This is a genomic window from Vicinamibacterales bacterium, assembly GCA_036504215.1.
Taxonomy (GTDB): domain Bacteria; phylum Acidobacteriota; class Vicinamibacteria; order Vicinamibacterales; family Fen-181; genus FEN-299.
Map to the genome: position 1 here is coordinate 92,545 of DASXVO010000035.1, position 26,406 is coordinate 118,950.

The 26,406-nt window shown below is 67.1% G+C and carries 17 protein-coding genes; 7 read left to right on the forward strand and 10 right to left on the reverse strand.

All coding sequences use genetic code 11. From position 1 onward, the window contains the following. Positions 1-50: 50 nt before the first annotated feature. Genes VGK32_09080 through VGK32_09090 form a run of 3 tightly spaced genes read left to right on the forward strand, consistent with a single transcriptional unit; the run spans position 51 to position 2,967 of the window. Entirely contained in the window at positions 51-1,112 is a 1,062-nt protein-coding gene (locus VGK32_09080) for a 3-oxoacyl-[acyl-carrier-protein] synthase III C-terminal domain-containing protein (protein HEY3381907.1), read from the forward strand. Beyond that, the gene (locus tag VGK32_09085; GenBank protein HEY3381908.1) at positions 1,113-1,868 is read left to right on the forward strand and encodes a methyltransferase domain-containing protein; all 756 of its coding nucleotides are present in this window, start codon (positions 1,113-1,115) and stop codon (positions 1,866-1,868) included. Next, positions 1,861-2,967, forward strand: a complete 1,107-nt coding sequence (locus tag VGK32_09090) for an NAD(P)/FAD-dependent oxidoreductase (GenBank protein HEY3381909.1) — start codon at positions 1,861-1,863, stop codon at positions 2,965-2,967. Before VGK32_09085 ends, VGK32_09090 begins: the two co-directional genes overlap by 8 nt. 77 nt (positions 2,968-3,044) lie before the next feature. Here the strand turns inward: VGK32_09090 and VGK32_09095 are convergent, their stop codons facing one another. The 7 genes from VGK32_09095 to VGK32_09125 all read right to left on the reverse strand — a co-directional run bounded on the left by VGK32_09095 (position 3,045) and on the right by VGK32_09125 (position 15,156). Further along, complete coding sequence (locus tag VGK32_09095; protein HEY3381910.1) at positions 3,045-3,620, reverse strand: hypothetical protein; 576 nt, start codon at positions 3,618-3,620, stop codon at positions 3,045-3,047. Between the two features lie 134 nt (positions 3,621-3,754). After that, positions 3,755-6,166 carry an ABC transporter permease gene (locus tag VGK32_09100; GenBank protein ID HEY3381911.1) on the reverse strand — a complete coding sequence of 804 codons (2,412 nt, stop codon included), beginning with the start codon at positions 6,164-6,166 and terminating at the stop codon, positions 3,755-3,757. Between the two features lie 295 nt (positions 6,167-6,461). Then, positions 6,462-9,116: a TIM-barrel domain-containing protein gene (locus VGK32_09105; GenBank protein ID HEY3381912.1), complete on the reverse strand. Its 2,655-nt coding sequence runs from the start codon at positions 9,114-9,116 to the stop codon at positions 6,462-6,464. A gap of 12 nt (positions 9,117-9,128) precedes the next feature. Beyond that, complete coding sequence (locus tag VGK32_09110; GenBank protein HEY3381913.1) at positions 9,129-10,175, reverse strand: SIS domain-containing protein; 1,047 nt, start codon at positions 10,173-10,175, stop codon at positions 9,129-9,131. A 9-nt stretch (positions 10,176-10,184) separates the two neighbouring features. After that, entirely contained in the window at positions 10,185-13,415 is a 3,231-nt protein-coding gene (locus tag VGK32_09115) for a S41 family peptidase (protein HEY3381914.1), read from the reverse strand. Between the two features lie 131 nt (positions 13,416-13,546). Beyond that, positions 13,547-14,977 carry an amidohydrolase gene (locus VGK32_09120; protein ID HEY3381915.1) on the reverse strand — a complete coding sequence of 477 codons (1,431 nt, stop codon included), beginning with the start codon at positions 14,975-14,977 and terminating at the stop codon, positions 13,547-13,549. Then, positions 14,974-15,156, reverse strand: a complete 183-nt coding sequence (locus VGK32_09125) for a hypothetical protein (protein ID HEY3381916.1) — start codon at positions 15,154-15,156, stop codon at positions 14,974-14,976. Before VGK32_09125 ends, VGK32_09120 begins: the two co-directional genes overlap by 4 nt. Positions 15,157-15,323: 167 nt before the next feature. On the opposite strand from VGK32_09125, the gene VGK32_09130 reads away from it, so the two are divergent. The 4 genes from VGK32_09130 (at position 15,324) to VGK32_09145 (ending at position 23,730) form a co-directional block, all read left to right on the forward strand. Further along, positions 15,324-18,446 (forward strand): DUF5107 domain-containing protein, encoded by a 3,123-nt coding sequence (locus VGK32_09130; protein HEY3381917.1) that lies wholly within the window; start codon positions 15,324-15,326, stop codon positions 18,444-18,446. 159 nt (positions 18,447-18,605) lie between these two features. Beyond that, entirely contained in the window at positions 18,606-18,824 is a 219-nt protein-coding gene (gene infA / locus VGK32_09135) for a translation initiation factor IF-1 (protein HEY3381918.1), read from the forward strand. A 398-nt stretch (positions 18,825-19,222) separates the two neighbouring features. After that, the gene (locus VGK32_09140) at positions 19,223-20,590 is read left to right on the forward strand and encodes an efflux RND transporter periplasmic adaptor subunit (GenBank protein ID HEY3381919.1); all 1,368 of its coding nucleotides are present in this window, start codon (positions 19,223-19,225) and stop codon (positions 20,588-20,590) included. Then, positions 20,587-23,730 carry an efflux RND transporter permease subunit gene (locus VGK32_09145; GenBank protein HEY3381920.1) on the forward strand — a complete coding sequence of 1,048 codons (3,144 nt, stop codon included), beginning with the start codon at positions 20,587-20,589 and terminating at the stop codon, positions 23,728-23,730. Before VGK32_09140 ends, VGK32_09145 begins: the two co-directional genes overlap by 4 nt. A 47-nt stretch (positions 23,731-23,777) precedes the next feature. Here VGK32_09145 and VGK32_09150 read toward each other — a convergent pair whose 3' ends face one another. The 3 genes from VGK32_09150 to VGK32_09160 form a co-directional block, all read right to left on the reverse strand. Next, positions 23,778-24,446, reverse strand: coding sequence for an HAD family phosphatase (locus VGK32_09150; GenBank protein HEY3381921.1), 669 nt, complete (start codon positions 24,444-24,446; stop codon positions 23,778-23,780). Beyond that, complete coding sequence (locus VGK32_09155; GenBank protein HEY3381922.1) at positions 24,446-25,093, reverse strand: hypothetical protein; 648 nt, start codon at positions 25,091-25,093, stop codon at positions 24,446-24,448. The genes VGK32_09150 and VGK32_09155 overlap by 1 nt, the downstream gene beginning before the upstream one ends. Before the next feature lie 69 nt (positions 25,094-25,162). Further along, positions 25,163-26,401, reverse strand: a complete 1,239-nt coding sequence (locus VGK32_09160) for a cysteine desulfurase-like protein (GenBank protein HEY3381923.1) — start codon at positions 26,399-26,401, stop codon at positions 25,163-25,165. Between the last annotated feature and the right edge of the window lie 5 nt (positions 26,402-26,406).

Consider the following 26,406-nt stretch of genomic DNA (forward strand, 5'->3'; position numbering starts at 1 on the left):
ATATGCCCCCCAGTTCCCGCCCTGGCGGCCTTGCGGCCTCAGGAACACCGGTGTCCCTCATTGCGGTCGGGACCGCGCTGCCTCCACACTGCATCTCCCAACGAGACGCGCTCGCCTGGGGGCTCGATCACGTGCAGCTCAGCGACGAGGCCCGGGCTCTCTATACGCGGGTCATGGCCGACGAGGGGATCCGGACGCGACATTTCGCGTTCGACGATCTCAGCGATCTGCTCGACACCGACCACGAGCGGGTGCTCGCGCGCTTCGAGCGGTGGGCGACGCGGCTGTCTACCGCAGCCCTGTCCGGCGCTCTCGCCAAGGCGGCGCTGAAGCCGACAGACGTCGACTTCCTTGCAGCCACCACGTGCACGGGGTATCTCTGCCCGGGCCTGAGTTCCTACATCATCGAGCAGGCCGGCCTGCGTGCCGATGTCCGGTGCGCCGATCTGACCGGCATGGGATGCGGCGCCGCGGTCCCGGCGCTCGAGCGCGCGTGCGAGTTCCTGGCGGCGCACCCGGCCGCGACGGCCGCGGTCGTCTCCACCGAGATCTGCAGCGCCGCGGTGTTTCTCGGCAACGAGCCCGAGCTGGTGATCTCGAACGCGATCTTCGGCGACGGCTCGGCGGCGGCGATTCTACGGCGCGCCGATCGAGGGACGCGGTCCGGCGACGAGCGGCGGCCGAGGTTCGTGGGATTCCGTTCGCTGACCTTGCCGGCGTGGCGTGAGGCGCTGCGGTTCAGGACCGAAGGCGGGCACCTTCGCAACGTCCTCAGCCGGGACGTGCCGATCCGCGCCGGCCGCGCGTGCCGACGTCTGGTTGGAGAACTGCTGGCCGAACACGACACGGCGCCTGAGACCGTGGCGCACTGGATGGTGCACGCGGGCGGCCGCCTCGTGCTCGATGCGATCGAGCGAGCCCTCGAACTGCCGGTCGACGCGCTGGATGCCGCTCGCGCCGTGATGCGCACGTCGGGCAACCTGTCGTCCCCCTCGGTGCTGTTCGTGCTCGACGAAGAACAGCGGCGCCATCCTCCACAGAACGGCGACCTCGGCGTCATCTGCGCCTTCGGTGCAGGCTTTGCCGCGCACGCGGCGCTTGTCGAGTACTGAATGTCCGGGGCGCGGTTCGATCAGTTCGTCCGGCGTCGTCTCGACCTCGTCGCGCGGGCCACTGGCGAAGAACTCATGGACTCGAACCAGTGGCCGGCGCCCGTGGTCCGGAAGACGCTCCGTTTCCTGGAACTCACGAACCGCTGCTTTGGTGGCGCCGCGGTCGTTCTCCGGCGGTTCGTCTCATGGCACGGGCAGCGCGCATTTACCGCCTCCCTTCGAATCCTCGACGTCGGGACCGGTGGCGCCGACGTACCGGTCGCGCTGATCAACTGGGCACGCCCCCTCGGTCTCGACCTGCGGGTGACGGCCATTGACAGTGCCCCGGACATCGTCGAGGCCGCTCGCGCGCGGGTGAGCCGCGTTCCTGAGATCACCGTCGAACGATGCAGTCTCTTCGACCTCGCGGCGAGCGGGCGCCGGTTCGACATCGTCGTCGCGTCCCTGTTCCTCCATCACGTGCCGCCGTCGCGCACCCCGGACGCGCTCCGTGCAATCGATCGGCTGGCCGTGCGGGGCGTCATCATCAGCGACCTCATGCGATCGCCCGTGGCGCTCGTCGCCGTCGGAGCGCTGGCCCTCGTCGCGGGCAACCACGTCGTCCGACACGATGGCCCCCTGTCGGTTCGGCGTGCGTTCACCGTGGACGAACTCGAACAGCTGGCGTCCAACACGGGGCTTACGTATCTGGCGGCCGAACGCGAGGGTCCGTTCCGCGTCAGCCTTTCGGGACAGAAGGATCTGCTCCGTGCGTGAGGTGCTCGTCGTCGGCGCCGGCCCCGCTGGACTGAGCGCCGGTCTCGCGCTGCTCCGCGCGGGGTGTGCCGCCACCATCATCGAGCAGCACGCGTCGCCGCCGCCTCGCGTGTGTGGCGCGTTCATCAATCCCGAGGGGACGCGGCATCTCGCGTCGCTGCAGGTGTTGGAGGATGTGGTGGCGGCAGGGGCCGTGCCGGTGACCGCGGCTCGTGTGACCTCGCCGAACGGCCGCGAGGCGGTCGTGCCAATTGTCCGCGGCGGTCTTGGTGGCCTCGCGGTGCCGCGTCCGGTGCTCGAGCAGACACTCGCCGAAGCGTTCATTCGTCGCGGCGGCGCGATTCGCTGGAACGCCCGGGCGACGGCCGCGCGCCGCGTCTCGGTGGGCTGGCGACTGACGTGGCGCGAACAGGGGAGTGAACGGGAGCTCGACGGCGCGTGTCTTGTCGTCGCCGACGGGCGGTATTCGTCGCTCTCCGGGCGCCCGCGCGCGAGACCCGTCGCCGGGTGGTTTGGCTGGAATGCGCTATTCAACGGAGTGCCAGCCGCCCCTGGCACTCTCTCGCTGCACTTCTACCGGTCCGGCTACGTTGGCGTTCTGACGTTCGCCGACGGCTCGACGAACGTTTGCGGACTGACGTGTGACCGCATGGTCGGAGCGACGGGGTGGGATGAGGTTTACGCGGCCGCCATCGACAGGCAGCGGGTGCTTGCACGGTTGCTGAGTGGAGCGCGGCGCGTCACGCCATTTCGCGGTGTTGGTCCCTTGCCGTTCTCGCGCGCGATGTGGCCTTCCGCCGGACGTGTGCTCGCGGGGGATGCCGCGGCGGTCGGCGATCCGTATCTGGGAGAGGGTATCAGCCGCGCGCTCGGAACCGGACCGGCGTTGCTGCCGAGCCTCGCTGCCTGGGCCGATCATCCTGACGCCGACGCCATCGCTGCGTCGTATTCACGGGAGTGGCGTGCGCGCTACCGGGCGAGGCTGCGGCTCGGCGGTGTGTCCCGCGCCGTGCTCGCACGGCCACGTCTGCTCTCGGCCGTTCTTGCGCTGGCGCGCCCGAGCGTGCTCCGCGTGCTGCTGTCGGTCGCGCACCGATAGACCACGGGGCAGGGAGTGCCCGCGGGCCTCCCGCCTTCGCCGTACGGCTGCGGCCGGGCAAGCCGTGCCCGCGGCACTCAATGGAAGTAGACGATTACCCCGACGGTGCTTCTCGTGCCCCACGTGTGTGCGCTGCCGTCGGACCCGATGACGTAGGCTGTCGTGGAGGCGAACGACGATGTCTGGCGTCCGTACGAGAATCCAACCTCTCCGAACACGCTGAACCGCTTGGCCAGCAAGTACTGCGCGCCGAACGATCCCGTTGCCGAGTAGGTCGCCCCCGTATTCTCCGATTCGGAGGCGGGCGGTCCCTGCCCCGCCGAGGTCGAATTCGATCTCACGTACGAGAACCTCGGGCTCACATACGTTCGCAGGCCGTCCTTCCTGGCGACGTAGAACAGCGCCGAGACGGCGAATCCGGCCGTCCAGGAACTGTTGTTCGAGGAGACTCTGGTGGCGGATGTCACGTCGCCCGACGATCCCGAGAGGGTGATCTCCGGTCGTATCGCGACGCGATCGGATGCCTGCCACTGCAGGCCAACGGCGGCGGGATATCCCATCACCAGGCCGACCTGGCCCTCCTCCTGCGCGGCGGCGGGCGCACTTCCGATGAACACAACCAGCAGTGTAGCGGCGATGAGACGGGCGATCATGGCAGAGTCCCTTTCGTCCAGGCGGCGCTTGCTGGAGTATACGACGCCCGTACATCGTGCGCTTCACGCGATCGTCGAATGGTGTGCAAGCCTCGCAATCTGGCGTCTGGTGACGCGCCCCCCAGGACTCGTCGTCACTCGTACCGCAACGCGACCAACGGCTCGATCCGGCTCGCCGTTCGGGCCGGAATGTAGGTTGCCAGGGCCGCCGTCGCCATGAGGACGACGATCATGCCGCCGAACGTGACCGGGTCGAACGGACTGACGTGGTAGAGCTGATTGGCCAGCAGCGCGCTAATCACGGCCGCACCGGCGGCGCCCGCGGCGATGCCGGCGCCGGCCAGGCCAAGCCCCTGGCCGAGCACCAGCTTCAGGACCGATGCCCGATCGGCACCGAGGGCCATCCGGAGTCCGATCTCCTGCGTTCGACGCGCAACCGCGTAGCTGACGACCCCGTACAGACCCAGCGCGGCCATCAGCAGCGCGACCAGGGCAAAGGCGATCAGCACGCGAACGACGAAACGCCGCGGCGCCAGCGACTCGTTCACGCGCTCGCTCATCGTGGCCGCCCGCTGCACGGCCAGCGTCGGTGCCAGGCCTCGGACGGCCGACTCGACGATGGCGGTCGATTCCGGGGCGCCGTCCTTCAGGCGCACGACGAGCCACGCACCCAGACGGGGCCGCTGGTACAGGCATTGGTAGAACGTCCCCTTGTCGGTCTCTCCCACCAGCGTCGAGTGCAGCACGTGTCCCACGACGCCCACGATCGTCATCCATTTCTCGCCGTTCCGAATGCGACGACCGATCGGATCCTGACCGGGCCAGTAGCGACGGGCCAGGTTCTCATCGATCACCGTGACGAACTCGGTGCCGATTCGATCGTCGTCGGTGAACACGCGGCCCGTGCGCACCGGGATCCCGAGAGCGGTGAAGTACTCGGGAGAAACGACGCGCGTTCGACCGTGCGGTCCCGGGTCGCCCGGCGGCCGCGTCTCGCCTTCGATCGAGAAGGACGAGGACGAATCGCCGCTGTTGAAGGGCAGCGGCGTCCCCGCGCCGGCCGTGAGCACCGACGGCGACTGGCGGATCCGGTCGATGAGCGCCCGGAAGAACGCCGCGCGCTCCTCGGGCGCGGCGTAGCGCTTCTCCGGGAGCGACACTCCGCCCAGGACCACGCCCCGGGTCACGAATCCAGGATCGATGTGCTGGATCTGAATGAGACTCCGGATCAGGAGTGCGGCGCCGACGAGCAGGATCATCGCGAGCGACGTCTCTGCCACGACGAGCACCGACCGGAGCCGGCCGCGCCCGCCGGTCGACGTGCGCGACGAGCCCTTCAACTGCTCGGCGGCGGCTACTTGCGTGACCTGCCAGGCCGGCGCCAGCGCGAAGAGGAACGCGGCCACGACGGCCGTGACGGCGGCGAATCCGAGCACGCGAAGATCGACGGACGCCTGCAGGCCGACGACGGAGCCCTTTGGCGCCACGGCGAGCAGAACCCGCATGACGATGGACGCGAGCAGGATTCCCAGCGCGGTGCCCGCGATCGAGAGCACCAGACATTCGGCGACGGTATGGCGGAGCAGTTGCCAGCGCCCGGCACCGAGGGCCACCCGGACGGCGATCTCCCGGCTCCGGCCCGTCGTGCGCGCCAGCATCAGTCCGGCGATGTTGGCGCAGGCAATGAGGAGAACGAACCCCACGGCGCCGAGCAGGACCAGCATCGGCTGCCTGGTGTCGCCCGCGGTGAAATCGGTGAACGCGATCGCGAACATGCCCCAGCGCGATCCCTTTGCAAAGGCGGCGTTCTCGTCGGTTCCGCCCTTGAGGCGGTCCGCGACCGTCCGGACCCTCGCATCTGCTGTGGCGAGCGACACGCCCGGCCTGCTCCGGGCGACAGCGAACAGGTGCTCATTGAATCGGTAGTCCTCGGTGAATTCCGCTGCCGGCAGCGCCAGCGGCACCCAGGCGTCCACTTCCTGCGGCCAGCGGAAGCCCTCCGGCATCACGCCGACGATCTTCGTCGACCGTTCATCGAGTGTGACTGTGCGGCCGACCACGCTCGCGTCACCCCCGAAGATCCGAACCCAGGCGGCATGCGACAGCACGACGACCGGGGTGGCATTGGGCAGGTCCTCCTCGGCGACGAATGCGCGTCCCAGCGCCGGGCGGACCTTGAACACATCGAACCATTCGAGCGACACCTTGGCAGCCTGCAGGATCTTCGACTCACCGGCACCCGAGTAGATCAGCTCGGCCGGCTCCATCGCTGCCGTGTGCTCGAAGACATCGCGGCTGGCCTTCACGTCCCGAAAATCCGGGCCCGAAAGGCCGATACTCGCCAGGTTGAGCTTGGCATACATCGCCCGGACCGCCACGACGCGCGATGGGTCCGATACCCCGGGCGGAGCCAGCAGTGTCTGGTTGATCAGGCCGAAGATCGCCGAGTTGGCTCCAATGCCGAGCGCGAGCACGGCCACGACGGTGACGCTGAACACGGGATTCGCACCCAGTGCGCGTAGCGCGATTCGCAGGTCGGCAGCCATTGGTCCTCCAGCGAGCGGGCGTCACTGAGTGGCCCGAGCGTCCCGCAGTATTGAATGGCCCGAGCGTCCCGCAGTGCTGAGTGGCCCGGACGCCCCGCAGTGCTGAGTGGCACACGTCCCGCAGTGCTGGGTGGCCCGAGCGCCCCGCAGTACTGAGTGGCACGGGCGTCCCGCAGTGCTGAGTGGCACGGGCGTCCCGCCCGTGAGACAGCCGGCACCGTGCGCGTCAGTACAGGGTGGTGCCCACTCATTGGACGGTTCCCGCGTGCGGATCGTTTGCGACCGGCCGCCTGTTCTACCTGGCCTGCAGTTCGGCGATGAGCGCGTTGGCCCGTTGACGAGCTTCAGGCGTCAGCGGCAGCCGGTTGATGGCGTCGATGACGGCCGGCAGCTCTCTGGCCAGCATTGCCAGCTCGGCCTGCGCCTCGGTCGGTTCGAGCGACATCCGATTGCCCGTCTGCACGGCGTGCAGGAGCACGTCTGGCGGAACCGACTTGGGCCAGCGGCCGTTGACGACGTCGTGGAGATCGCGGAGGCGCCGCATCACGCCGGGCAGCGCATTCAGCAACGTGGTGAACTCGGCCGGCGCGGTCGGCACGGTGACCGTGACAGTCGCGGCCGCCGACGATGGGGCGAAGCCGAGGGAGATCACGGTCGTGGCCGACTCCCCGTCATACCACCATTCGGGTCCCGAGGCGGTTTCACCTGTGCTCGCGCGGCGCAGGCGAGTCACCTCATCGACGAGAGGGACGGTCCTGCCGTTGACTGCCACGGTTGTCGGCGGCAACGTCCCACGCCAGCGGATGTCGAATGCGCGACGTGACGGCATGTCCGGGAACGAGCCTTCCACCGGCAGGATGTCGATCGTCCGGCTGCCGCCGGCTCCGATCGTGGTCCGCACGGTCGTCCAGGCGCACTCGTTCGACTGATACGCGGTCGAGTCTCCCTGGTCCTGGTAGATGCGGATGGAGGACGAGTCGCCGGGGAACACGTCGAGGATCATGCGACCGTCCGGCCGCGCGCCGGCGCGACGCACGGGAGGCTGCGTCGGGACGATGGATCCGGACTTCACGAAGATCGGAATCTCGTCGAGGGCGAACGGCCGATCGACCGTCAGCGGTCCCTTGAAGACGCGCCCGCTGAACCACTCCACCCAGGAGCCCGGTGGCAACCAGATCGTGCGCGAGGCAAGGCCCGTCGTCGCGTTTCGCGCGGCGACGACTGGTGCGATCAGCATCTGGTCGCCGAAGAGATACTGCTCGGTGAACCGGTAGGCTTCATCGGCCTCAGGGAAATCCCAGTAGGTGGGTCGCAGGAACGGAACGCCAGAGTCGTAGGTCTGGCGTGACGCCGTGTAGATGTAGGGGATGAGGGAATAGCGCAGAAGGAATGCGTCGCGCATCGCCTTTGCGTATTCGGCCGGATACGCCCAGATGCGCCGCTCGGCGCCGGGATTCTTCGTCGTGTGCGTGCGCAGGACCGGACTGAACGTGCCGAACTGGATCCAGCGTGCATACAGTTCCGGTTCGACCGGCCCTTCCATGTGGCCGCCGATATCGTGGCTCCAGTAGCCGAATCCCACGTTCGCCGCCGTCGCCGTGAAGTAGGGCTGGTAGGCGAGTGACTGCCAAGTGGAGTACGTGTCCCCGGAGAATCCGACCTGGTAGCGGTGGTTTCCGAGGCCGCCCCAGCGATGGAAGATGAGCGGGCGATGGCGTCCCTGGCGCTCCATGTCCGTGAAGAACGTATAGTTCAGCCACCAGGTCGGGTTGATCCCTTCGAGCGACGTCGTGTCGTTCTGCTGCCAGTCGAGCCACCAGAAATCGATCCCCTGTTTCTCGAACGGGTGGATCACCAGGTCGAAGAAATTTCGTGCGAACTTCTTGTTCACGATGTCGAACGGTACGTATTGCTTCGTGGCCGGGTCGAGCCCCATCGCCGCTGCCATTGCCGGGTACTGTTCCTCCCACGGCTGAATGCCGGACGCGGGGTGCAGGTTGAGCGGCGTGCGCAGGCCGTGCGCGTCGGTCCACTGGAGGAAGGCCGCCGGCTCGGGGAAGTAGTTGCGGTCCCATGTGAAGCCGGTCCAGCCCTTCGTGTGTCCCGACGCGTCCTTCTCGTTGCCCCACGCCCCGCCGAAGGTCCGGTGCCAGTCCATGTCCACGACGAGCACGTCGAGCGGCAGTGTGTGTGCGTCGAAATCCTCGACGAGTTGTTTGAACTCCTGGTCCGTGTAGGCCCAGTACCGGGACCACCACACGCCGAACGCGAAGCGCGGCGGCATCGGGATGCGCCCGGCCACCTTCGTGAAATCAGCCATCGCACCACGGTAGTCGTGGCCGTAGCCGAAGAAGTACAGGTCCTGACGCTCACCTGCCGGGCGGGGCGTGACCCACGGCCAGTCGCTGTTGTCGTACAGCAGGCGCGGCGCGTCGTCCACGACCGCCCAGCCGTCGCGAGACACCAGCCCGGGCTCGAGCTTGGTCGCCGGGCCATTCACGCCGTCGAGCGTCCGCGTGGTCCCTTTCAGGTTGCCCTTGTCTTCCATCCCGGGGCGCCACACGACCGGGATGCCGTTCAGCGTGAGGCGGACCTCGAGGTTCGTGGCGGCGAAGCGCCCGCTGTCCTTCCGGTAGCGGACGGTGAGCGCGTCGGTGACGATGGTGAGCCACCCGCCCTTCGTCTCGGTCCTGAATGCGGGAACCGGCTGCTGACGGTTGATGAAAACCAGCGACGCGCGGTCCTCGAACTGTCGTGTCGGGGACCATTCCAGGCGTATCAGCCGTGGCGCGAGGACCGTGAAGCGAACCTGGCCGGAGAGCACGACGGCCTTGGCATCGGCAATCGGGGCCATCGTCTGGGCCGCCAGCGGCGAGGCGAGGAGGACGGCGAGCGTCGCCACCGCGAGAAGGGCCGACGTGAGAACGGATCGAACGGCTCTTGCGCGCATGGCGGCTCCTCGTCAGGTTGTTCGCGTCACCTTGGACAGACCGCGCGGGTTGTCGGGATCGAACCCTCGCTGCCGACTGAGATGGAACGCCAGCAACTGGCCTGGCACGATCGCAACGATCGGCGACAACCACTCTGGAATTCGAGCAGGGAGGCGAAGGGGCGCCGCGCCGAGCGCGAGCGAACTCTCCACGTTCGAGAGCACGACCGGTCGAGCGCCGCGTGTCGTCATGAGGCGCAACAGGTCCTCGACCTCCTGGCTGACGGCTCCCACGACATTGACGACGATGGCCGCGAAGCCCGTGTCGATGAGCGCGATGGGACCGTGCTGGAAGTCGGCCGCGGAGTAGGGCTCGACGGCGACATAGGCCAGTTCCTTGGCCTTCAGTGAGATCTCGAATGCGGTGGCGTAGTTGAACCCACGCCCGATGACGACGCCGTGTCCCGCGTCTCTCAGGACCGACGCGGCCGCCGTCATGGACGACTCGGACACGCTCAGCGCCTCCGCCACGCACGACGGAACGGCGGCCAGTTCCCGGCGGCGGGCCTCGTCGCCAGCGAGTGCGACCGAGATCATCGCCAACGCGAAGAGTTGGGCGGTGTAGGTCTTCGTCGCAGCGACGCTTCGCTCGACACCGGCGCCGAGCAGGAGTGTGTGGTCGGCCACGTGCGTGAGCGGCGATCCAGCCACGTTCGTGATGGCCAGCGTGGCGCAGCCCTGGCGCCGCCCTTCCTCGACGACCGCGACGAGGTCGGGGGACTCGCCGGACTGCGAGATGCCGACGACCAGTGCGCCGTCCATTCGTGGCGGCATCAGGTACCGCGTGAACAGCGACGGCGTAGCCAGGGTGACGGTCAGATGGTTGAACGCGCCCAGGACGTACTGGGCGTAGCGGGCGGCGTTGTCCGACGAGCCCCGCGCGGCGATGACGACGTGGCGGATGTCCTGCTGCCGCCACACCTCCGCCATCGCCGCGACGTCGTCCGCGGCGGCCCCGAGCAGGTGCTCGAGGCGTTGCGGCTGTTCGGCGATTTCATCGAGCAAAAGGGATGCGCTCATCGGCTCCGGCTATTTGATCTCTTTCATCAACGCTGCGACGGCGGCTTCGAGTTGTTCGTCCTTGCCCTTCGCCGCCAGTTCGTAGGTGTTCATCAGCTTGATATCCGGCTCGGTCTGCTGGTTCTCGAGGTATTTGCCGGTGGTGGAATCCTTGACGCCGGTGTGCGGGACGCCCCAGCGGAGCCCGTCCGCCAGCGCCTCCCACCCGGCGAAGGTGCAGGTGCCCGGCGTCGGCATCCCAACCAGCTTCCCGAGATGGAGTGCCTTCACGGTGTAGGCGTAGCAGTGGCCATCGCTGTAGTTGGCCTCGTTCGCCAGCGAGATGCTGGGCTTCGTCCAGCGGAAGTTCGGCTCGTATCCGTTGGCGCGTCTGTCGCTCGTATAGTCGAAGAACTTCTTCCCGCTCAGGAACATTGCCAGGTCGGCGACGAGGTCGCCTCCGCCGTTGAACCGGGTGTCGACGACAATGCCCTTGCGGAGCGCGAACTTGCCCATCACCTCTTCGTAGGCCGTGCGGTACGCGCCGTCGTTCATGCCGGGCACGTGGATGTAGCCGAGTTGCCCGTTGCTCAGCCGATCGACCTCGTCCTGATTGCGGCGCACCCATCGGGTGTAGAGCAGCCGGTTCTCCGCCCCGGGGCTGATCGGTTTGACGACGACGTCGAACTTCTTGTCGCCGTCGGCGATGCGCACCAGGGTCTTCTTGCCCGCCTTGCGGTTCAGGTAGCGCGCCAGGTCCCTGTCGGCCGCGATCGTCTCCCCGTCGATCGCCTCGACGATCATCCCGGGGCGTACCACGATGTCGGCCTTGTTCAAGGGGCCGTCCTTGATGACGTCTTCGATCTTGTAGCCGACGCCCCGGTACGTCTGATCGAAGAACACGCCGAGCGACGCGGTTTCGTCTGCATTGGCGACCTGCGGGGTGAAGGTCGCGCCGCTGTGGCTGATGTTCAGTTCGCCCAGCATCTCCGCGAGCATCTCGGCGAATTCGAAGTTGTTCCCGATGTGCGGCAGATATTTCTGGTAGACGGTCTTCAGGGCATCCCAGTCGGCGCCGTGGTACCCGGCGGTGTAGAACCCGTCCTTCACGGTGCGCCACACGTGATCGAACGACTCCTTGCGCTCGGCGGCCTGGTCCAGCACCATCTCGCCGTTGATGCTCACGGGGTCGCGCTTGGCGGTGGCGGGATCGATCTTCGAGATACTGCCGTCAGCGAGCAGGAAGAGGTTCTTCTGCTCCTTGTCCCACGCCAGGCTGCCGCCGTTGGTGTTCAAGGCGACGAGCATCTTGGTTTCCTGCGTGCGGAGGTTGGTGGACCAGAGGTTCTGGCCCTTCTCGAAGCGCGCCAGGTAGTACAGGGTCTCGCCGTCCTTGCTCGCCAGGGCGTCGCCGAGCGATGACGAGTGGACGGTCAGGCGGGCCTTGCGGATCTCGATGCCGTCGAGGTCGATCACCAGGTCTTCGACCTTCGGCTCCTTGTCCTTCGCCGCCGCGTCCTTCTTCGCCGCGTCGGCCTTCTCCTTCTCCTTCTTGTCCTCGGCTTCCTTGACGAGCGCGTACTCTTCCTTCGTCATGCGGTATCGGTCCCACGCCTCCTGCGTGAAGAACATCCCGTAGACGTCGGCCTGCGCGCCGCCGCTCTGTGCCACCGACTTGAGGCCGTCACGATTGCTGAACCACAGCATCGCCTTGCCGCCGAGGATCCACTTCGGCCGCGAGTCGTTGAACCCGCTCTTGGTCAGATTGACGACCGGGCTCTTGCCGTCGGCGCGCACGAGGCCGACCTCGCCGGGCGCGAAGCCCGGCACGGACAGGTCGAACAGGATCCACTTGCTGTCGGGGCTCCACTGGAAGTACTGCTCGCCTTCGTCCAGGTCGTTGCTCGTCAGGAGGCCCCGGGTCTGCTTGGTGTCGAGCGTGTAGATCTTGAGCGTCGAGTGATCCTCGACGTAGGCCACCTCCTTCCCGTCCGGCGAGAACCGTGGCTGGGTGTTCTGGTGGGTGTTGACGATGAGCGGCGTCTCCTCGAGCACCGTGGACGCGTAGAAGTACGGCTCCTCGTCGCGGGTCCGTCGTGTTTCGTAGATCCCCCAGCGGCCGCCGCGTTCCGAGGCGTAGACGATGGCCTTGCCGTCGGGCGAGAAGACGACGCTGCGTTCCTGGTCGGGGGTGTTGGTGACGCGCTTGGTCACGCTGCCCTCGACGCTCGTGACGAACACCTCCCCGCGGACGGTGAACGCCACTTCCTTGCCGGACGGGGCCACCACCATCTCACGGGCGTTGCCGTTCACCGGCAGCACCCGTTCGTTGTTGGCCCTGGCGTCCGCCGCGATGGCCACCGCGACTTTCTGCGGCTGGCCGCCGGTCTTCATCGTGTAGACGCTGCCGTCGTAGCCGAAGCACAGGACGCCGGTGTCCGACAGGCTGAGGAAGCGGACCGGCACCTGCTTGAACGACGTTACCTGTTGCGACTTGCCTCCGACCAGGCTCATCTTCTGCACGTTGAACGAGCCACTCTCCTCGCTCAGGTAGAAGAACGCGGTGTCGCCGTCGGTCAGTACCGGGCTCCGGTCCTCACCAGCGAACGTCGTGATCTTCTTGTGCGTTCCGGTCTTGAGGTCGTAGGTCCAAATGTCGCGCGTGATGGCCGACGTGTGGTGCTTGCGCCAGATGTTCTCGCCGCCCTTCTTGTCCTGGTAGATCAGGAACTGACCGTTGCGGCTCATCTTCACGTCCTCGGCCGGCGTCGTCAGCACCTGCTCCGCGCGTCCGCCCGTCACGGGCACGCGATAGAGTTCAGGCTGGGAGCCGGTCGGGAACTCGCGATTGCTGGCGGTATCCATGCGGGCAGCGCCGAACAGGATGGCCTTGTCATCCGGCGTGAAGGCGTAGGGATACTCTGGCGCCGAGTGGAAGGTGAGGCGCCGGGCTTCACCGCCCTCGGCGGGCATCACGAAGACGTCGAAGTTCCCGAAGCGATCGCTGGCGAACGCGATCTGCTTGCCGTCGTGGCTCCACACCGGCATGAAGTCCTGGGCGTCGTGCGTGGTCAGCTGCAGGGCCGCGCCTCCGGCGGAGGGCACGCGGTAGAGATCCCCCTTGTACGTGAAGACGATGGTCTTCCCATCCGGCGAGATTGCGGGATACCGCAACCAACTGGGCGTCGTCTGCGCCGTAGCGGCCGACGCGCCCGCCAGAATCAGAACGCCAATCACCAGGGCATGGATAGTGTTTTTCATAGGGCAAGCTGCTTCATGGACGAGGCGGGCCACTCCGAGGGCAGGGCGATTCTATCAAGAATACGGACAGACCGAGCGGCACGGGCGTCCCGCCCGTGCGGTGACCGAGTGGCGCGGGCGTCCCGCCCGTGCTACTGGCTCGTCGCCAGCATCTCCAGCGCCACGCGCGTCATCAGGCTGACGCCTATCGGAAGCACTCGCTCGTCGAGGTCGAAGCGGGCGTTGTGGTGGGGGTAGGGACGGTCGGTACCTGTACCCAGCATGACGAATGCGCCCTGCACGTGCTGCAGGTAGTAGGCGAAGTCCTCGCCGCCCATCACCGGCAGCATCGTGGCCACCTGTTGGTCACCGAACTCACGCAGCGCGACGCGCCCGACGAGATCGACCATCCGACCATCGTTGACGAGCGGGGGATACCCTTCGACGTAGGTGAACGCTGCGGTTGCGCCGAAGACCTGAGCGGTCCGCTCGCAGACCTCCTGAAGTCGTTGTCTTGCCAGGCGCTGCACGGCCAGGTCGAGCGTGCGCACGGTGCCGGTCAGCGTCACCGTGTTCGGGATGATGTTGTGCACCGTGCCGCCGTGCACCGTCGTGAAGGAGACGACAACCGCCTGGAGCGGATCGACGGACCGGCTCGCGATCGACTGGGCCGCCACCACGATGTGGGACGCGACCAGGACGGGATCGATGGTCAGGTGCGGCTGTGAGGCGTGGCCTCCGCGACCCGTGATGACAACCTCGAACGTGTCGGACTGCGCCATCATTGCGCCCTTGCACAGGCCGACCAAGCCGGTGGGCAGCGGCTGCCAGAGGTGCAGGCCGAACACGCGGTCCACGCCTTCCAGGGCGCCCTCGTCGATCATTCGCCTCGCGCCGCCCGGCGGGTTCTCTTCCGACGGCTGGAATAGGAAGACGACGGTGCCGGCGAGCGACGCGCGATGAGCGGCGAGCGTTGTCGCTGCGCCCATGAGAATAGCCATGTGGCCGTCGTGACCGCACGCGTGCATGGTACCCGGCGTGGCCGACCGGTAGTCGTGCTCATTCTCCTCGGCGACCGGCAGGCCGTCCATGTCCGCGCGCAGCGCCACCGTCGGCCCGGGCATGCCGCCCGTCAGGACACCGCGGAGTCCGGTACCTCCGCACGCCCGCACGTCGATTCCACAGCCTTCGAGAAACGTCCGGATTACGGCCGACGTGCGATGTTCCTGAAACGCCAGTTCCGGATGGCGGTGGAAATCGCGTCGCCAGTCGACGAGCGACGGAGCGAGCGCGTCGATGTCCCGGTTCAGGTCCGCAGTCATTGGGCTCGAGACGGTCAAGATGACGTTGACCGCCAGCGCCACGAATCCGGCGTTCAATCCCAGGAACGGATCGTGCCTCGACCAGATGAGCGAGACGACGACGACCCCGCCGGCCATCAGCAGCCAGACGAGCAGCACGCCGAAGCGCCGTCCGCCGACGCTCCATCGTTCGAGGTTCATCTCTCCCCGTCCGCGGCCCACGAGGCCTACAACCGTCGCGGCGACGACCATGAAGACGATGACCGCGAGCGACGTCGTCATCGGCCCGCTCCGTCAGCCGCGTGGTCGCGACGATTCCGCAGCAGGAGCATGTGAGCGATCGCAAGGAACGCCGGGGTGGCCAGGACCCAGCCGAGGATCCAACACAGGAGGAACGGCGGACCTGCGACGAGCGCAAGAATCGGTCCGGAGGCGAACAGCAGCGCGAGTGTCAATCGCATACCTCTCCTTCCGCAGATGGTTCTCCGTTCCCGCGGCTGCCGTCAAGCCGAATTGGCTGGGGACCGAGCGCTGGCGCTGCGGGGGATTGCGGCCGCGGCGACGTTGGGGGACAATCGGCGCCACCGAGGCGCACCGACGAGCGGGGTGGGCGGACAACGGAGCGGACATGAAGAGACCGATGGCGTGTGGTTGTCTGATTCTGGGCGCGCTGTTGGCGGCCCAGAGCGGATGGGCGGCCCCGGCGGCGAAGGCCACGGTGCGCGAGTACAAGAAGGTGTTTCGCACCTATCCGTATTCGGACCCGAATCCCATCGCGGTGGTCGGACGCATCTATCCGTACTACCGCTTCGATGGCTACACCGACCAGCCGATCGACAAGGAGTGGACCGTCGTCGAACTCGAGAACGACTATCTCAAGGTCATGATCCTGCCGGAGATCGGCGGAAAGATCTGGACGGCCATCGAGAAATCCACCGGGCGGTCCTTCATCTACAACAACCACGTCGTCAAGTTCCGCGACATCGCCATGCGGGGCCCGTGGACGAGTGGCGGCATCGAACCGAACTACGGAATCATCGGCCACACGCCCAACTGCGCCACGCCGGCGGACTACCTCACGCGGACGACGGCCGACGGCAGCGCGCAGGCCGTCATCGGCGTGCTCGACCTGCTCACGCGCACCCCCTGGCGCCTCGAGGTGACGCTCGGGCCCGACACCGCCTACTTCACGACGCGATCGTTCTGGTACAACGCGACGCCCATCGAACAGCCGTACTACTCCTGGATGAACGCCGGCATCAAGGCGGCGGGCAACCTCGAATTGATCTACCCGGGGACCCACCACCTCGGCCACGAGGGTGAATTCGCGCCATGGCCGGTCCATCCCGGCAACGGGAAGAACCTGGCGTTCTACGAGCAGAACGACTTCGGTTCCTACAAGTCCTACCACGTGTTCGGCCGGCACTCGGAGTTCTTCGGTGCGTACTGGCACGACGATGACTTCGGGATGGGCCGGTATGCGAGGCGCGACGAGAAGCTCGGGAAGAAGGCGTGGATCTGGGGCCTGTCGCGCCAGGGCATGATCTGGGAGCATCTGCTGACCGACACCGACGGGCAATACGTCGAGGTGCAGTCGGGGCGGTTGTTCAACCAGGCGGCCGAGCGCAGCACGGCAACGCCCTTCAAGCACCGCGGATTCGCCCCGTATTCCGCGGACGCGTGGACGGAGTACTGGTTCCCGGTCAAGGCCACGCACGGGTTCGTGCAGGCCAACGAGTTCGGCGCGCTGAACGTCGAGCGCGCGCCTGGCGGTGCCTTGACGCTGTGGTTCTCGCCGTTGCAGGCCCTCACCGACACGCTCGAGGTGTTCGACGGCGAGAAGGTGGTCTACTCGACGCGCCTCGCGCTGAAACCGATGCAGACCTGGTCGCAGGCAATTGTGTCGGTCCCGGTCGATCGGCTGCGGGTGGTCGTGAGCGCCGCCCGGATCGACTATCGCGCTACGGGCGGCGACGAGATCTCGAGGCCGATCGAGTCGCCAAAGGACTTCGACTGGGCGTCGGTGTTCGGCCTGCACCTGACGGGGAAGGAGTGGATGCGTCAGCGCGAGTACGGGCAGGCGGAGGCGGCGCTCGAGGCGTGCCTGCGCAAGGACCCGAACTACGCGCCCGCGCTCGTCGATCTCGCCATCGTGAGATACCGGGCGCTCGACTACCAGGCGGCGTGGACGCTCGCGCGCAAGGCGCTCGCGATCGACACCTACGATCCGGCGGCCAACTACTACTACGCACTGGCCGCGCTTGCGCTGGGGAAGCGCATCGACGCGATGGACGGGTTCGAAGTCGCCGCGCAGTCACCGGAACTCCGCACGGCCGCATGGATCGAGCTCGCCAAGATGTCCTTCCGCCAGGGGGACCGGCGGCGCGCGGCGGAGTACGCGGCCGACGTCGTGGCCCGGGATGCCATGAACGTGGACGGGTACCTGCTGCTCGCCCTGTCGAAGCGGCTGTCCGGCGATCGCGACGCCGCGACCGCGGCGCTCGCGTCAGCCATCGCCCTCGATCCCCTCAACCAGGCCGTCCGATTCGAGCGGTACCTGGCGGCCGGTGACGAGGCCAGCCGGCTGTCGTTCGTGAACGGCATCCGCAACGAGATGCCGCAGGAGACATACCTCGAGCTGGCTGCGTGGTACCACGCTCTCGGACGGTCACAGGAGGCGGCCCGACTCCTGGCGCTGGCACCGGCGACAGCGGAGACTCTGTACTGGCTCGCCTTCATCCAGCACGAACAGGGTGACGCCGGTTTCCGCGAGGCGCTCGGTCGTGCCGACGCCGCCACCCCCGACCTCGTCTTCCCGTTCCGGGCGGAGAGTGCACCGGTGCTGCGGTGGGCCGTCACGGAAAGCGCCAGTTGGCGGCCGAAGTACTATCTGGCGCTGCTCGTCTGGAGCCGCGAGGACCTGGACGGCGCGCGCGCCCTGCTCCGGGATTGCGGTGAGGCTCCGGACTGGGCGCCGTTCTACGCGACGCGATCCAAGGTGTGGGACGCGTCAGCGCGCAACCGTGCCCTCGCGGATCTGGAACATGCGGCCGGCCTCGACCCACGTCAGTGGCGCTACGGCCGGCTGCTGGCCGAACATCATCTCGCGGACAGGCGGTTCGACCGGGCGCTCGAGGTCGCCGCGCGGTACCATCGCATGTTGCCCGGACAATACATCCTCGGCATGCTCCATGCGAAATGCCTGCTGTTCAGCGGAAAGTACGCCGATGCCAGCGACGCCCTTGCGGCGGTGCGCGTCCTCCCGTACGAAGGTGCGACCGAAGGACGGGCGCTCCATCGGGAAGCGCAGCTCATGCTCGCGGTGGGGGAGTTCCGGGCGGGCCGTGTCGACGCGGCGCGGCGTCGGATTGCCAGCGCGCGCGAGTGGCCGGAGAACCTCGGCGCCGGGAGGCCCTATCCCTCGGAGGTCGACGAGCGTCTCGAAGACTGGCTCGACGCGCGATGTCTCGACAAGGTCGGCACCAGATCCCGGCCGCTGGCGGGTCCGGCCGAGGCACCGGCAGGAGCTCGGCGCCTGGGGATCGGCACCCTGTTGACGGCGATCGACGCGAAGGCGCGAGGGCGTCAGGCGGACGCGCAGGAGCATCTGGGCGTCTGGGTGTCTCAGCAGCCAGATGCTCGGGTGGCCGAGTGGGGACGACGACTGTTCGAGGGCCAGCTCACCGCCTGGCCTGACGGTGCGGCGTCCACCGAGGAGCATCGTGTGCTGCTGGCCTGGATGAGCCGCTGACGGACCCATGGTATACTTGACACCGGCCCACCATCGAGAGCCCGCGTTTCGAGTTGCAACGAGTCATTCTGATTCGCTCCTCTCTTTCCGCGATGTTTTCACGGCTTCGCTGCACCGCGGGATACCGATCGTGCGCGGCGAGGTAACGAGGCGCGCATTTTGAGCAGAGACGACCTCCTCGACATCCAGGGAATAGTGACCGCTGTCAGCGGCGGCGGGATCTATCGGGTACAGTGCGATGCCGGCCACGAAGTGCTGGCGCAATTGAGCGGCCGGATGCGTCGCTTCCGCATCAAGGTCACGACTGGCGATCGGGTGACGGTCAGCGTCTCCCCCTACGACATGGTTCGGGGAATCATCACGTTCCGCGTCCGCTGAGTTTCGGTTCCCTTCATTGCTCTGCAGAATGTGCCAGCGCCTCCGGCTGGCGTGCCCCTGTTTTCCGACTGCCCATGCAGATCCGTCAGAGCCGGCCGTGGGGCTGCCCCTTCGGTCCAGTGCTGGCACCCCCACCCGCACCGGACGTCAGCCGGCCGGCCCGCGTCGAAGGATGGTGCTGGGAAAAAGGGGGCCCCGCGCGGGGCCCCTACGGAGGTGGGTAGCTTCGGGTCCTGATGCGGTATACGGCGCACCCCGCCCGACCGCTTACCGCGAAAAGCAGGTAAGCGTGGCCGGCTCTCCTGTCGTAATAAACTGGCAAGACGTTCTGTGCCCGTCGTCCGGCCCCAGGCGAAGGCAGATTCCGCTCCCGCTGTTCATCTACTTCGGATTTCCTCATGGTTCTGACACCCGTTTTGCGTCTTTCTGTGCGGTTGACCCTGGTCGCCACGCTCGCCGCGGCCGTCGGTGTTGCGGGGTGCGGTGGGAGTGGCGGCAACGCCGCAGGTCCGGGCGGGAGAAGGCCGGGCGGGGCGGGACCGACCGTCCCTGTCCGCACAACCCCAATCCAGCGCATCAGCATCGAGAGACAGATCGAGCTGTCGGGCACCCTGCTTTCGCCCGACCAGGCGAAGGTCAGCTCCGAGGTCGCTGGTGTTGTCCGCAAGGTGCTGGTGGAGATCGGCAGCGAGGTCGTCGCCGGCCAGCCGCTGGTCAGACTCGATCCCAGGGAGTTGGAGCTGGCCCTCGCGCGCGCCGAGAGCTCGCTGCGGCAGGTCTATGCGCAGCTTGGCATGCACGCGTCGCCGGGGGCGACCACGCCTCCGCCCCCCGACGAAGAAGTGGCGACCGTGAAGACGGCCGTGGCCAATCGCGAGGATGCTCGCGCGGCGTACGACCGGGCGAAGACGCTGTCCGGGCGCGGACTGTTGTCGCCAGTGGACCTCCAGACGGCCGACACCAGGCTCAAGGTGGCGGAGGCCAGCTACCAGGCGGCGTTCGATGCGGTTCGAAGCCTCAAGGCCCAGTTGCAGGACCGTCGCGCGTCGTACGACCTGGCTGCGAAGAAGCTCGCTGATACGCAGGTCAAGGCGCCAATCTCCGGCGGCGTCTCCGAGCGGCTCGTCCAGGAAGGTGAGTTCATCGGCGAACGGACGCCTGTGGCGACCATCGTCCAGACCAACCCGCTGAAGCTGCGGACGGGCGTCCAGGAGACCTACGCCGGCATTGTCACGCCTGGGCAGCGGGTCGAATTCCGTGTCGCCTCGTTCGGTGACACGGTGTTCACGGGCAAGGTCGCGTACGTCAGCCCGGCGATCGACCAGGCGATGCGGACGTTCACCGTCGAGGCGTTGGTCGACAACAACGACCACCGGCTCAAGCCCGGGTTCTTCGCGAAGGGCGCGATCTTCACCCGAATAGACAACGGGGTGTTGGCGGTGCCGGACGCGGCGGTTTCGACGCTGGCGGGCGTTTCATCGGTCTACGTCGTCGACAAGGGCAAGATCGCGCAAGTGACGGTGACGCTCGGTGTGCGGCAGGGCAACGTCTGGGAAGTGGTGGACGGCCTGAAGGGAGACGAGACGCTGGCGGCCAGCAACCTGAACCAGCTCGCGACGGGTGTGGCGGTGAAGGCCCTGGGGGCAGGCGAGCCGGACGGTTCTGGCAGCGGGCGTCGGGGACCGGGCGCCGGCCGAGGACAGGGTGAAGGCGGAGGCGGGCGCGGCCAGCGCCAGGGCGGCGGTCAGCCAGGAGTCCGGCAATGACACTCTCGGATATCAGCGTCAAGCGACCGGTCTTCGCCGTGATGATGAGCGCGGCGCTCCTCGTCATGGGCTGGTTCTCCTATCGCCAGCTGGGTCTCGACCTGATGCCGAAGACCGACTACCCGATGGTCACGGTGAGCACGCGTCTGCCCGGTGCGAGCGCCGAGGAGATCGAGACGACGATCACCAAGCCCGTCGAAGCGGCCGTGAACACGATCAACGGCATCGACGAGCTGCGGTGCAGCTCGGATCAGGGAGGGTCGCGCTGCACGATCACCTTCGTCCTGGAGCGCGAGATCGAGGCGGCGACGCAGGACGTGCGCGACAAGGTGGCGGCGATCGTGGGTCAGTTCCCGCGCGACACCCTGCCGCCCACGGTGACGAAGATCGATCCCGACTCGGCGCCGGTGCTGACGATCGTCGTGTCGGGCGCGCGCACGCCGAAGGAAATCACGGAGATCGCGGACAAGCAGATCAAGCAGGTCCTCGAGACGGTGCAGGATGTCGGCGAGGTGATGTGGCAGGGTGACCGCCACCGCGAGATCCAGATCCTGCTCAATGCCGATCGGATCAACGCATACGGGCTGACCGTGGACCAGGTGCGGACCGCCGTGTCCAGGCAGAACGTCGAGATTCCGGGCGGCACGTTCATCGCGGGCCCGGCGGAGATTTCGCTCCGCACCATGGGCCGGATGACGAACGTCAACGACTTCAAGAAGATCGTCATCGCGTACAACAACGGGTCGGCGATCAAGCTCGAGGACATCGCGCGAGTCCAGGACACCGTCGAGGAAATCCGGAGCCAGACGAAGCTCGACGGCATGACCGCGATCTCGCTGTCGATCCGCAAGCAGTCCGGCACCAACACCGTGTCGGTCGTCGATCGGGTGCTCGAGCGGATGGCGCGGATCCAGCAGACGCTGCCGCCCGACATCAAGATGAAGACGATTCGTGACCAGTCGCGCTTCATCCGCCGATCGTTCACGGAGATTCAGCACCACCTGCTCATCGGCGGGCTGCTGGCGGCGTTTGTCGTCTTCCTGTTCATCCGCAACCTGCGCGTGACGCTCATCGCCGCGCTGGCGATCCCGACGTCGATCATCGGCACGTTCACGGCCATGAAGGCGCTCGGCTTCACGCTCAACAACATGACGATGCTCGCGCTCTCCCTGGCAACAGGCATCGTCATCGACGACGCGATCGTCGTCCTGGAGAACATCTTCAGGTACATCGAGGAGAAGGGGGCGGCGCCGAAGGAAGCGGCGATGAAGGCGACCTCGGAGATCGGCCCCGCCGTCGTGGCGACGACGCTCTCGCTGGTCGTGATCTTCCTGCCCGTCGCGTTCATGACCGGGCAGGTCGGTCGCTACTTCTACAGCTTCGGGATCTCGTCGGCGACGGCGATCCTGATCTCGATGTTCGTGTCGTTCACGCTGACGCCGGCGCTGTGTGCCTACTGGCTGCGACCGACGGACGCGGTGCAAGGGCACTCGTCCGGGACCAAGCAGCGCGGCGTCTACGCGTGGATCGATCGGAAGTACGGGTCGATGCTCGAATGGTCGCTGGCGCACCGCGGTGTGATGATGGCGATCGCAGGCGCGGTCGTTCTCTCCGTGGTCCTGCTCTTCCCGTACGTCGGGAAGGAACTGGTGCCCGACGACGACCAGAGCGAGTTCAGCGTCAACCTGCGCCTGCCCCGGGGGACGAGCTACCAGCGCACGCTCGAGTACATGGGAGCGGTGGAGAAGGAAGTCCAGGGCCTGCCCGAGGTGGCGTCGGTGATGACGTCAATCTATGGAGGCAGCGGCAACTTCTACGTGCAGCTCACGCCCCTCGAGTCGCGCAAGCAGACGCAGCAGGATCTGATGCGCCTCGCCCGGATGCGGCTGCGGAAGTTCGCGGGAGTGCGGCTCAGCGTGTCGGGCGGCACGGACATCTCCGGCGCGTCGAGCGCGGGTGGCCGCGGCGGCGGCGGGAGCACGAACCGGCTGGCGATGATCGTCCAGGGGCCGGACATCGACGAACTCCAGCGATACGCCTACAAGCTGAGGGACATGGTGAAGGAGATCCCTGGGGTCGTGGATGCGGATACCAGCTTCGAGCCGACGCAGCCCGAGCTTCGTCTGTCGATCGACCGTGCTCGCGCGGCCGACCTCGGCGTGTCGATCGACACGCTGTCGTCGAGTCTGCGAACGCTGGTCGGGGGCGAAGAGGTGTCGAAGTACAAGGAAGGCGACGAGCAGTACACCGTACGGCTGCGCCTCGACGAGCAGTTCCGCAGCAACCCGGCCACCATGGGCGACCTGCGAATCCCCGCGACGAGCGGGCGCGTGCTGAAGGTGAGCGATGTGGCGTCGCTGAAACTCGGGAACGCGCCGGCCTCGATCGATCGCTACAACCGGATGCGGCAGATCTCGGTGTCGGCCAACCTGGACAAGATCCCGCTCGGCGACGCGATTGTCGCGGCGCGCGAGAAGGTGAGCGACCTCGGGCTGAAGGCCGGCTATCAGGTGGTGTTCGGCGGGTCCGCGAAGACGCTGAGCGAGGCCTCGAACGACTTCGTGATTGCGATCATCCTCGCGGTGGCGTTCATCTACATGGTGCTCGCGTCGCAGTTCAACAGCTTCGTGCACCCGCTGACGATCATGACCGCCCTGCCGCTCAGCCTGCCGGCCGGTCTGCTGGCGCTGATGATGTTCGGCATGACGGTCAACGTGTACAGCGCCATCGGCTTGATGATGCTCTTCGGCATCGTCAAGAAGAACTCGATCCTGCAGGTGGACTACACCAATACGTTGCGGGCCGAGGGCATGGATCGGCACACGGCGTTGATCCAGGCGAACCACGTCCGGCTGCGGCCGATCCTGATGACCACGATCTCGATCGTGGCGGGCATGCTGCCGATCGCGTTCGGGCGTGGCGCGGGGTCGGGATCGCGCGCCTCGATGGCGGTGACGATCATCGGCGGTCAGCTGCTCTGCCTGCTGCTCACGCTGCTGGTCACCCCGGTGGTCTACTCGTACTTCGACGGCATGCGCGAAGTGCGCCCGTCCGACCTCCTGAAGGTGCTCAAGGCGAAGCTGGCTGGTCGCAAGCAGGCCGCGGTCGTACCGGGAGCGGTGGAGCCGGTCGAACTCTAGGACGCGAACCGAGGAGTGGGGGAGGCCGTTCGCCTCCCTCATCCAATCTATATCCCGTCGAGGAGCGAGGCTCCCGCGCCCGCCAGGTACTCGTCGAAGTCGTGCACAATCACGTCGGCGGCCACGTCTGGCATGCGGAACACGTCCGGGCCGAAGCTGGTTGTCATGGCAACCGTCTGCATGCCTGCGGCGCGTGCGGCCTGGATGCCCGCCGGGGCATCCTCGAACGCCACACAATCCGCGGGCGGGACGCCGAGACGGTCGGCGGCCGCCAGGAACACGTCCGGGAACGGTTTGCCGCGGGCCACCTGGTCGCTTCGGACGATGCAGGTGAGACGCGACGTCAGGCCGAGCTCGACGAGGCTGTGCTCCACGTTCTCAGGCGGGGCCGATGTCGCGATTGCCGCGGGAATCCCCCTGGCGTTGAGTCGTGCGAGGAGCCGCTCGAACCCTGGGGACAGCGACAGCCGCCCTCGCGACAGCGTGCGGTAGAGCGATTCCTTCTCGTCCGCGAACGCGCGGTGTTCCGGGTCCGACAGCGGGCGCCGGAACAGATCAGGAAAGATGTCGCGGTTGCGCCGGCCGTCGAGGCGCTTGCGGTCGTCGATCGTCAGGGGCGGGAGGCCGTGACGCTCGGCGAAGATCGCAAACGCCTCGAGGTGAATCGGCATGTTGTCCACGATCGTGCCGTCGAGGTCGAAGATCGCGCCCCGCATCACAGGCCGAAGAACGCGAACGGGGCCCAGTCCCTGAGCTTCTTCTCGAACGGCGCGACCAGTTCCTTGTTCTTCTCGGTTGTCTCGGGCACTTCGGCGTTCCGCGAGGGCGGGCCGAACTTGCCGGCCTTCGCCTCTTCCGCCATCGTCTTGAAATCGAAGCCGACCGCCGACATGCCGATGGCCGCGTAGACCTGCTCGCGCGCCCACTCGTACTCCCTGAGCGAGAATCCGGCCTCGTTCAAAGCCTCGACCTGAACGCGCTTGGCCTCCACGAGCAGCGAACCGAGATCCCGGAGCTGGGCCATGACCTCGGTGACGGAGGCGTCCCGATTCCCGCCCCGCTCTCGGTCCAGCCTGTCGTACTTCGTCTTCAGGGCCTGCATGCGCGCGCCGAGCTTCGTCTCCATCTCCTGCTGCACCTTCACGAAGCGCCCCACCAACTGTTCCGTGAGCTCTCCGCCTTCAGGCGCCGTGAAGCCGCCCGTATTCCTCACGCCCTTCTCGATCTCCGAGTACTGCTTGATGCTGCCGGCGAACTGGGTGACGGGCCTCAAGAACCGGTCGTAGGCGAGATAGCCGACGACGCCACCAATCACGATCAGGATGGCCAGCGCGACGAGACAACCGATGGCGAATTTCTTCATTCGCGATCCCCTTTCAAAGTGGACGCATCATAGTGCCGAAGCTGTGCCACTGCGGTCAACCCCGGCCCGCTACGCCAGCCGATCGAGCTCGTTCAGCAGCCGGTCCACTTCCTCTCCGGTGTTGTAGTGGGCCAGTCCCACCCGCACCATGCCGCCCGAGGTCTGCAGCCCGAGCCGCTCGCAGATCGCCAGCGCGTAGAAATGTCCGTCCCAGACGAAGATGCCGGCGCCGGCGAGGTGCTCGCTGACCGCGCGCGGGGAGTGACCGTCGACCGTGAACGACACGGTCGGCACCCGTTCGTCGAGCCGCGCCGGCTCCGTGATGCCGAACACGTGCACCTTCTTGTTCGCCGTCAGACCTGCGAGCAGCCGCGCACAGAGCTCCCGTTCGTGCGCGTGGACCGCGTGGAGACCGGCAACGATCCGCTGGCGCCGGGACACCTGGCCTCCGGCTGGCCCTCCGAGGCTGGCAAGGTGCTCAACGGCGGCACGCGTGCCCGCAATGCCTTCGTGGTTGAGCGTGCCGGTCTCGAACTTCTCGGGCGATTGGTCGCCGGCCGGCCGCACCTTGTAGGCCCGCAGCGATTCGAGGAGGTCGAGCCGGCCGTACAGCACGCCCACGTGCGGGCCGAAGAACTTGTACGCCGAGCAGGCGAGCAGGTCGCAGCCAAGCTGCTGCACATCGATGGACCCGTGCGGGGCATACTGCACGGCGTCGATGAACGTCAGCGCACCGACCGACTTCGCCGCCTGAACCACACGACAAACGTCGTTGATGGTGCCGACGGAATTGGCCGCATAGCCGACGGCGACGATCTTCGTGCGTGCGCAGAGCTGACGCTCCAGCGAGTCCATGTCGAGCGTGCAGTCTGCCGTGTGGATATCGACCCAGCGGACGATCGCGCCGCGGTCCTCGGCGAGGAGCACCCAGGGGCTGATGTTGGCGTCGTGATCGAGTCGCGTGACCAAAATCTCGTCGCCGGGCGACAGGAGCCGCCCCAACGCGCGGCTGACGGCGAACGTCAGCGTGGTCATGTTCGCGCCGAACACGATCTCGCGCGGCGACGCGGCGCCGAGCATGTCCGCCATCGCCAGGTGCGCGTCGGCGAGCATCGCGTCACTGCGCTTGCTCGTCGCGAACGCGCCGCCGTGGTTCGCATTGTCGTAGGTCAGGTAGTGGGAGACGGCGTCGATGACGCCGCGGGGAACCTGGGTGCCGCCCGGATTGTCGAAGAAGACGATCGGCCGACTGTCGTGAAGCTGGGAGAGCGCCGGAAACTGGCCACGAATACCGTGCACGTTGAACATGCCGC